The organism is Pseudomonas citronellolis (assembly GCF_029335315.1).
Taxonomy (GTDB): Bacteria; Pseudomonadota; Gammaproteobacteria; order Pseudomonadales; family Pseudomonadaceae; genus Pseudomonas; species Pseudomonas citronellolis_A.
The window spans coordinates 1-1,278 of record NZ_JARJLT010000222.1 but is presented as its reverse complement, the minus strand read 5'-3'; the positions used below and the strand labels follow the sequence as shown (position 1 = coordinate 1,278).

Genomic DNA, 1,278 nt, shown 5'->3' with positions numbered 1-1,278 from the left:
GCCTGGCGCGGGCGGGTCGGCGCCAGGCCGCGCAGGGCCCAGAACACCGCGACGAACGCCGGCAGCGAGAGCAGCGCGATGTTCAGCGGGCAGGTGCGCCAGGTGCGCCCGAGGATCAGCTCGGCGCGCGCCTCGACCGGCGCCCCGGCCAGCGCCAGGGCGCCGCCCAGCCACACCAGCGCCAGCGGCAGGCACAGCGCCGCCCAGGCCGCGCCGCCGCGCACGCCGGGCCGCGCCAGGCGTGCGTTGAGCCACAGCGCCAGCGGCGCGAGGCTGCCCGGCAGCGCGACCTTGGCCCAGAACAGCGGCGTGCGCGCCACCTCAGCGAGGTCCGCGCGCACCCCGTACAACGCCGCCATCAGCAGCAGCGCGCCCAGCCCTCCACCGAGCAGCGCCACGGCGAAGCGACGCGCCAGGGCGTGGCGGTCCACCGCCGTTTCGCCGGCGGCGAGCAGGGCGATCAGGTCATCGGTCTTCATCGTTTCGCTTACCTCGAATCATGCCCGCCAGGGCCTTGAGCCCGCGGTGGATGCCTACCTTCACCGCCGAGCTGGAAAGCCCGGTGAGGCGCGCCGCTTCCTCCACCGACAGCCCTTCGAGCTTCACATGCACGATCGGCAGGCGCTGCTTGTCGGGCAGGCGCTGCAGCAGCCGGCCCAGGTCGCGGCTGGCCTGCGCCGGCTCCGCGTCCTCGCTGGCGAACAGCGTGTCGTCATCCTCGTCCAACGGCTGCTGCAGCGCCTCGCGGCGGGCGAAGGCGCGGAAATGGTCGGCCAGCTTGTAGCGCGCGATGGCCTGCACCCAGGCGGTCAGGGGTTGCTCGGCGCGATAGGTGTGACGGGCGTTGTGCACCGCCAGCAACACTTCCTGCAGCAGGTCTTCGACCTCCGTCGGACGTTGCGCCAGGCGCCGGCGCAGAAAGGCGCGCAGGTGCGAACCGAGGGCGCCGAGGAAGTCGCGGTAGGCCCCGGCGTCACCACCCAGCCCGCGCAACAGCAGCGCCTGCAGCTGCGCTTCGCGCGCATTCAACTGCTCCTGGCTGGTAGTTCGTTGCATCGCTCGCCCTGGTTACACCGCGAATGGATTTTTTATCAGGGCGCGCACCAGCCTGCGCACGTGCCCTCGACCAACGAATGAAAGCGGCCGTCTTTTCAATACGTTAGGGCGGCGAATCGAAAAGCTCAAAATTTTTGTTCATGGCACGCCCCCGATCAGAGCCGGCGCCGCGAAGCCGGGCCGGCTCTGACACCGTGGACGAGCCTAGTCGAATGGCTGCTC

At 70.9% G+C, this 1,278-nt stretch carries 2 protein-coding genes; both read right to left on the bottom strand.

Annotated elements, in window-relative coordinates; all coding sequences use genetic code 11:
• Positions 1–479: DUF1109 domain-containing protein (locus tag P3W75_RS17510; RefSeq protein WP_276228582.1), on the bottom strand; the 479-nt coding region annotated here is incomplete at its 3' end.
• On the bottom strand, positions 466–1,056 hold the full coding sequence (locus P3W75_RS17505; RefSeq protein ID WP_276228581.1) for a sigma-70 family RNA polymerase sigma factor: 591 nt from the start codon (positions 1,054–1,056) through the stop codon (positions 466–468). The genes P3W75_RS17505 and P3W75_RS17510, both read right to left, overlap by 14 nt.
• Positions 1,057–1,278: the final 222 nt, after the last annotated feature.

What these genes read in the sequence shown, in the direction of transcription:
- P3W75_RS17505 (WP_276228581.1), bottom strand. Translation starts at nt 1,056, where the DNA reads ATGCAACGAACTACCAGCCAGGAGCAGTTGAATGCGCGCGAAGCGCAG.